This window comes from Mesorhizobium sp., assembly GCF_004962925.1.
Classification (GTDB): domain Bacteria; phylum Pseudomonadota; class Alphaproteobacteria; order Rhizobiales; family Rhizobiaceae; genus Mesorhizobium.
The window spans coordinates 1-6515 of sequence record NZ_SUEO01000290.1; the positions used below are offsets into that span (position 1 = coordinate 1).

Sequence of the window (6515 nt, forward strand, 5' to 3'; positions counted from 1 at the left end):
CTTGATATCCGGGTGCTTCGCAAGCACGTCCTTGCAGCCCTTCACCCGCTCCAGGATCGACGACGATGCCGGGCCGTTCAGGATGACATAATCACCCTTGCCGCCGGTGTGATCGATCAGATACTGGCACGCCGCTTCGCCGGCCTTGACGTTGTTGGTCATCACGGTGACGTCGGCGCCCGGCGCCGAAACGTCGAACGCGGCAACCTCGATGCCCTTGATGGTGGCGACGAAGAACGGGTTGCCGAGCAGGCCGACCGAGATGCCGACCTTGTTCAGATCCTTGGCCGAAGCCGGTGCGATGGCGACGGCCGCAAGGGCAACGCCGCAGAGCAGTTTAGCGATGGTCTTCATTCTTTTCCTCCTGATGCCCCGCGCCTCTCACGGTGCGTTACATGAAACCGGTCGTTGACGCCGGCGACTAAGGTCAATCACGTTCTTGCTCCTGCCTGGAGCCTGTAGCGGTCGAGGGCGACCGCGACGATGATGACCAATCCCTTGATAATGTACTGCCAGATGTCCGAAACACCGGCCAAGATGAGCCCGTTGGAGAGCACCGCTATGATCAGGCCGCCGATCAGCGTGCCCCAGATCGAGCCGACGCCGCCGACGAAGCTGGTGCCGCCGAGAATGACCGCGGCAATGGCGTCGAGTTCGTAGGACTGCCCAAGCTGCAGCCCGTTGGCTGCATAGAGCCGGGCCGCCGACATGGCGCCGCCAAGGCCGGCCAGAAGGCCGGAAACGCCATAGACGAAGAGCAGCACCAGCGGCACCTTGATGCCGGTGAGGCGGGCGGCCTCGGCATTGCCGCCGACGGCATAGATCCAGGTGCCGAGCACGGTGCGCTTGAGTACCAGCCAGGACAGCACCACGACCGACAGCGCGATGATGACCAGCCAGGGGATGTCGAACAGCGAACCGTTGCCGATGAAATCGAACGGCAGATCCGAGTTGAACACCGTGGTGTCCTGGCCGAGCAGGCGAGCGACGCCGCGCACGGCGGTCAGCGAACCCAGCGTGACGATAAAGGGCGGCAGCTTGATGTAGGCGATGAGCAGCCCGTTGATGACGCCGAAGCCGAGGCCGACCAGAATGGCCGCCGGCACGCCGAGCATGCCCCACTCCGGCACCAGCGACACCATCACCGCCACCATCGCCGAGGCGGCAAGGATGGAGCCGACGGACAGGTCGATGCCGCCGGTCAGGATGACGAAGGTCATGCCGGCCGCAAGGACGATGTTGATCGACGACTGCTGGGTGACGATCAACAGGTTGGTCTCGGTGAGGAAGCGCGGGTTCATGAACTGGAAGCCGGCCGCCAAAAGGATCAGGACCGGCAGCATGCCAAGGGCGGCGAAGGCGGTGCGCAGCCGCCGGCGCCTGCCGACGGCCTGGTCGCCCGCGCTCATCTCGGTTGCCTTGTCGGTCATCCCTTGGCCGCTCCCGTTGCAAGTTCCATGATTGCTTCCTGACTGAGCGGCTGGCCTTCGGAGGCCGTCACCTCGCCTGCTATGGTGCCGTCGCGCATCACCAGCACGCGGTCGGCAACGCCGATCACTTCCGGCAGTTCGCTGGAGATCATCAGGATGGCGATGCCCTTCTTGGCGAGATCGTCGATCAGCCGGTAAATTTCCGACTTCGCCCCGACGTCGACGCCGCGGGTCGGCTCGTCGAGGACGAGGACCCGCGGCTCGGTTTCGAGCAGGCGGGCGAGCAGCACTTTCTGCTGGTTGCCGCCCGACAGCGAGCCGGCATTGGCCTGCACCGATCTGGTGCGGATGGAGAGGTCGGAAACGGCCTTGGTGGCGCGCCTTTCGGCCTTGGCGAAGTCGCGCAAGCCGCCAGCCTGCGCGTCCCTTGCTAGCACGCCCATGCTGATATTGTCGGAAATCGACATGTCGAGGAACAGGCCGAGTTCCTTGCGGTCCTCGGTGAGGTAGGCGATGCCGGCCTCGAGCGCCTCGCGCGGCGAGCCGATGAATATCGGCTTGCCGTCGAGTTCCAGCGTCCCGGATGTGTGCCTATCAGCTCCAAAGATCAGCCGTGCGAGTTCGGTGCGGCCCGAGCCGACCAGGCCCGCCAGCGCCAGCACCTCACCCTTGTGCAGGTCGAAGGAACAGTCCTTCAGGAGGTTGCCGTCCGACATGCCGTGCACCGACAGTGCAATCGCGCGCTTGCTGTCCGGCGGGCGGTGATCCTTCTTGTAAAAGGCGGACAGGTCACGGCCGACCATCATCGAGACGAGACGCGAGGCATTCAGGTCGGCGCGGTCGAGCGTGCCGACATAACCGCTGTCGCGCAGCACGCTGACGCGGTCGGCAAGCTGGTAGACCTCTTCCATGCGGTGGCTGATGTAGATGATGGCGATGCCCTGCGACTTCAGCGTCGCAATGACCTCGAACAACCTGTCCGTCTCGCGCGAGGTCAGCGAGGTGGTCGGCTCGTCCATGACGATGATGCGCGCGCTGGTCGACAGCGCACGAGCGATCTCGACCATCTGGCGCTCGCCGAGCGACAGGCTGGAGACAAGGGCGCGGGCCGAGAAGGAAACGCCGAGCCGCGCGATGATCTCGTTGGCGCGCCGGTTGCACTGGTCGCGATCGACGATGCCGAACCGTCTCGGCTCGTTGCCGAGGAAGATGTTCTGCGCGACCGTCAGGTTGGGCGCCAGCGACAGTTCCTGATAGATGACGGCAATACCGTTGGCGCGTGCCTTGATCGGGTCGCCGGTCGCGACCGGTGTGCCGTCGATCAGGATGTCGCCGCCGGTATCAGGCCGGTAGGCGCCGGACAGCACCTTCATCAGCGTCGACTTGCCGGCGCCGTTTTCGCCCATCAGCGCGTGCAGTTCGCCGGCGTGGACGGTCAGCGACACATCCTGCAAGGCGCGGATCGGACCGAACGTCTTGGAGATGTGCCGCATCTCCAGCACCGGCTGGCGCACTGTTTCGATCTTGGCAGCGGCGGTCATCGTGCACCTCCCGCTGCTGCATCAGCAACGCCTCGATCGGCGGACAGACCGCGCCAGCTGTCGCGATAGCCGGCAAGCCCGGCGAAGCTTGAAGCACGGACAGGCTCCGGCGCCTCGGCGGCGAACTCGCGTCCAACACTCTCGAACGCAAGAGCCGCCGCTCCGGTGGCGCTGCCCTCCAGCGTTGCGCCCTGCATGAAGGCTTGGCCGGGACGCAGCTGCGCCAGCAGGCTGGCGAGCAGGCCGCCACTGTTCAACCCGCCATCGACGATCACGGTGTTGTTCGAATGGATCAGGTCGAGACACAGATCGACCATCAGCGCGACATAGAGCAGCGCCACGGCCGCGCGCTCCTCCGCGTTGGGTGTGCGCCCGACCAGTTCGCCGGGATGGCTAGGCATCGGCCCGCCCGGCGCGAAGCTGGGCAGCGCCATCATGCCGGCGTCGATCACCTGCTGTACCGAGTAGTGGTCGATTGCGCCTTGCCAGCCGGCGCTGATCGTTGCGAATTCACGCCCGCCCATGAAGCGGACGGTCGGCACCGGACCGCCGTCGACATCGACATTGACCAGCATGTCGCGGTCGCGATCGAGCGCGTCGAGCGGGCAGTCCGGGTTAAGCACCACAACCCAGGTGCCGGTCGAGACGACAGTGACCGGGCCAAGCTCCTGCCGGCGATAGGCATAGAGTGCCGCATTGCTGTCATGGACACCGTTGTGAATGGCGATCGGCCGCGCCTTATCGCCGAAGCGCTGCTCGCCGATGACCGCGCCGGCACGCTCGAAGGCGGGCATCTGGCCGCGCCAACCCTCGGCGTCGACCAGCGAGGAGAAATCGCGCTTGCGCGGCGCCCACAGATGCGAGTGGCAGCCCAGATAGGACACTTCCGAGACCGCCCGGCCGCCAAAGCGCCAGCTCCAGTATTGCGGATAGCCGAGGATCGACTTTGCCGCAGCAAACGCGCCGGGTTGCACCGCCTTCAGCCACAGCATGTGGCGACCATAATTGAAGCCGAGCGGCAGATGCGGCGAGAAGGTCTCGGCAAAATCCGGAATGCGACGATCGATCTGCGCGGCAATCTCGGCCGGCGGCTCCTGCTCGTAGTCGAGGATCGGGTGCGTCAGCGCCGCATCGTCGACCAGGGCAAAGGTGCAGCCATGGCCCGAAACCATCGATCCTTCCACACCATGATTGTCGACCGCTTCGCCGACGGCGCCAGCCGCCCAATCGTGAAGCGCTGCCTCGTCGAGCACGCTGAAGCCGCCTTTGCGCGTCCAGTTCGGCTGGGTCCGTCGCTCGTCGAGGATCCGCCCGTCTTGATCGAAGACGAACAGTTTCGAGTTGGTCTTGCCGAAGTCGAAGACAGCCACTTTCACTGGATGGCTCCCGAGGCAGAGGCGATCCGCACCATGACGCCGGCGTCTTCCAGCATGCGTGCGTCGGCGTCGGACAGGCCGTCGTCGGTCACCAGCGTGCCGATGCGCGACAAGGGCAGCGCGACGTTGCGCGCGTGGATCGACAGTTTGCGGCTGTCAGCCAGCACCACGATCTGGTCGGCGCATAGGCTGAGTTCGACGATGGAGCGGACCAGCAGCGGATGCGATTCCAGCAGGCCCTCCTGGCCGATGCCTTGCGCGCCAAGAAAGAACTTTGACGCATAGAACGGCACCGCCTGGGTGAGCGAATGGATGATGCCAGGCTCACGGTGAAGCTCACCCCCGGCAACGGTCAGGCTGCAATGGCCGTGGTCGCTCAGATAGGCAACGAGCGGCATCGAGTTTGTATAGAGCCGGATGTTGCGGTCGGCGAGCTTGGCGCCGAGATGGAAACAGGTCGATCCGCCATGCACGATGACGGCATCGCCATCACGCACCATGGTCGCCGCGAGAGCGGCGATCTGCCGCTTGGCTTCGACCGCGAGATCGCGGTTCTCGTCGTAGGGCCTGGCATAGGCGACGCCCGCCTGCGAGGCGCCATCGAGCGCCGAGATGCCGCCATAGACCTTTCGTGCTTCACCGGCCTCATCGATCTTGTCGATGTCGCGCCGCACCGTTGCCGCCGACACGCCGAGCCGCTCCTGCAACTCACGCACCGAGGCGAAGGGGCGATCCCGCAACAACTCGACGATCTGACGCTGGCGGCCGGAGTCGCTCAACGGTTTACCTCCCGAAATGCCATTTTGCCACGGCAATTGGTGCAACTTACTCAACGCGCATCGGATTGCAAGCTCGATTTGACGAGATAAGATCACTATTGACGTAACTTACTCGCATCTGCGATACCAGCGTCAACCATTATCCCGGCAGTGGGACATCCAAAGCCGTGGCCAACGCGGCCGGTTTGTGGGAGGAATTTCGATGGCAAACTATGCGGATGCACAGGAACTGGCTGCTTTGCGGTCGCTTTCGGCCAGTATCGGGCGCGACCCGCATTTGACCCAGGCCGCGGGCGGCAACACTTCGCTGAAGGCCGGCGACACGCTCTGGATCAAGGCTTCCGGCACCTGGCTGAAGAATGCGCTCGCCGAAGACATCATGGTGCCCGTGGCGATCCCCCCGCTGCTCAGCGCTGTCGAGCAGCGCGACCCGGCCGCCGATCAGCCACAGGCGTTCGCCATCGAGGCGCTCAATGCCCGCAGGCTGCGCCCCTCGATCGAGACCACGGTTCATGCGCTGATGCCGCAGCGTGTCGTTCTGCATGTCCACTGCGTCGACACCATTTCGCTTGCCGTGCAGGCCGACTGTGAGGCTCAGGTCGCCAAGCGCCTCGATGGCATCGAATGGGCGTATGTTCCTTATCGCCGGCCGGGCCTGCCGCTTGCCCAGGGTATTGCCGAGCGCCTTCGGCCGGGGGTCGATGTCCTGATCCTTGCCAATCACGGCCTGGTCGTCGCAGCCGAGACCGTAGCCGGCGCCGAGGCGCTGCTGCGTCGCGTCACAGGGCTGCTGGCGCGGCCGCCCCGCGAAGTGGCGGAGCCCAAAGTTGTTGCATTGACGGCACTCATCGGAAAAACCGGCTATAGGTTGCCGATGGACGCCGAAGCGCATGCGGTCGCGATCGATCCTGAAAGCTGCCGCATGGCGTCGGGGGGCAGCCTCTATCCCGATCACGTCATCTTTCTCGGCAAGGGTTCGGTCGTGGCGAGATCCGGCGAGGACGTGATGCGCGTCACCGAACGGTGCGGCACGGCACCGGTGGCAATCCTGTTTCCCAGGCTTGGCGTGCTGATGCGCGGCGACGCCAGTGCCGGCGCTGATGCCATGCAACGCTGCCTTGCCGACGTGACGGCACGGGTCGACGTCGCGGCGAAGCTGAACTATCTGACCGCCGCCGAGAATGACGAACTGATCAACTGGGACGCCGAGCAGTATCGCCAGAAACTCAATGCCGCTGGCGGCTGACATGGCGCTTTCAATCGACCCGCTTTCGATCGGCATCGATATCGGCACATCAGGTGCGCGCGCCGTCGCCATACGCCCGGACTTTTCGATTGCCGCGCGCTCCACCGTTCCACTCGACAGATTTGGCCAGAACGCCCGCGATC

Annotated in this window: 6 protein-coding genes and 1 pseudogene; 2 read left to right on the top strand and 5 right to left on the bottom strand. The window is 64.8% G+C overall.

Annotated features, from left to right (window positions below; all coding sequences use genetic code 11):
* The 5 genes from E5W87_RS32875 to E5W87_RS32895 all read right to left on the bottom strand — a co-directional run.
* A partial coding sequence (locus tag E5W87_RS32875) for a substrate-binding domain-containing protein (protein WP_292407339.1) occupies positions 1–354 on the bottom strand: 354 nt, incomplete at its 3' end.
* 77 nt (positions 355–431) lie between these two features.
* A complete protein-coding gene (locus E5W87_RS32880) occupies positions 432–1430 on the bottom strand; it encodes a ribose ABC transporter permease (protein ID WP_292407342.1) in 999 nt (332 codons plus the stop codon).
* On the bottom strand, positions 1427–2971 hold the full coding sequence (locus tag E5W87_RS32885) for a sugar ABC transporter ATP-binding protein (protein WP_292407344.1): 1545 nt from the start codon (positions 2969–2971) through the stop codon (positions 1427–1429). The genes E5W87_RS32880 and E5W87_RS32885 overlap by 4 nt, the downstream gene beginning before the upstream one ends.
* Positions 2968–4347 carry an FGGY-family carbohydrate kinase gene (locus E5W87_RS32890; protein WP_292407347.1) on the bottom strand — a complete coding sequence of 460 codons (1380 nt, stop codon included), beginning with the start codon at positions 4345–4347 and terminating at the stop codon, positions 2968–2970. The genes E5W87_RS32885 and E5W87_RS32890 overlap by 4 nt, the downstream gene beginning before the upstream one ends.
* The gene (locus E5W87_RS32895; protein WP_127292832.1) at positions 4344–5126 is read right to left on the bottom strand and encodes a DeoR/GlpR family DNA-binding transcription regulator; all 783 of its coding nucleotides are present in this window, start codon (positions 5124–5126) and stop codon (positions 4344–4346) included. Before E5W87_RS32895 ends, E5W87_RS32890 begins: the two co-directional genes overlap by 4 nt.
* 202 nt (positions 5127–5328) lie before the next feature.
* Between E5W87_RS32895 and E5W87_RS32900 the strand changes: the two genes are divergently transcribed.
* Positions 5329–6372, top strand: a complete 1044-nt coding sequence (locus tag E5W87_RS32900) for a class II aldolase/adducin family protein (RefSeq protein ID WP_292407351.1) — start codon at positions 5329–5331, stop codon at positions 6370–6372.
* A gap of 13 nt (positions 6373–6385) precedes the next feature.
* A pseudogene (locus E5W87_RS32905) lies at positions 6386–6515 on the top strand (carbohydrate kinase); the annotation flags it as partial.